At 48.1% G+C, this 541-nt stretch carries 1 protein-coding gene and 1 pseudogene; one reads left to right on the plus strand and one right to left on the minus strand.

What is annotated here, in order from left to right:
- A partial coding sequence (locus ACTHUR_RS17455; RefSeq protein ID WP_440399979.1) for an EamA family transporter occupies nt 1-264 on the plus strand: 264 nt, incomplete at its 5' end.
- A 55-nt stretch (nt 265-319) separates the two neighbouring features.
- On the opposite strand, the pseudogene ACTHUR_RS17460 reads toward ACTHUR_RS17455, so the two are convergent.
- Nucleotides 320-541: pseudogene (locus tag ACTHUR_RS17460) on the minus strand (squalene synthase HpnC); the annotation flags it as partial.

Raw genomic sequence — 541 nt, forward strand, 5'->3', positions numbered from 1 at the left:
TCTTTAAGCCCCGCCAATATCGGCGGCTATCTGTATTTGTGCCTGTTTGGTGCCGTGTTAGCTTATGTGTTGTTTTTCAGAGGAATTGCCAAACTTTCGCCTGCTGCGGTTTCATCGCTGGGACTACTCAGCCCTGTCTCGGCATTTGTTTTAGGCTGGCTGCTTTTAGGGCAAGGGATGGACGCGAAGTCATTGGCAGGATTTGCGTTGGTGTTGGTATCGATATTCGGGGTACAGCGGGCGGTCATGAAAAAGGTCGTCTGAAAACAGCCTTGAGCCTTCAAGCTGCGTTTTCAGACGACCTTTTGCACTGGTCGGTTTATTTCTTCAAGAATGCCCGTTTCAGAATAATCAACCAATCTTTTTTATCCAAAACAGGACGTTGCGTAAATACATCGTATTTGCTGCCGTCCAGTTTCTGCAAAATCAGTTGTCCGCCGACAATAATCATCCGCAATTCAAATCCCAAGCGGCCTTTCAGCGTTTTACCCAAGGGCGAACCGCCTTTGAGCATTTGGAACGCACGGTTGCATTCATACGC

It is taken from the genome of Neisseria sp. P0021.S007 (assembly GCF_051956855.1).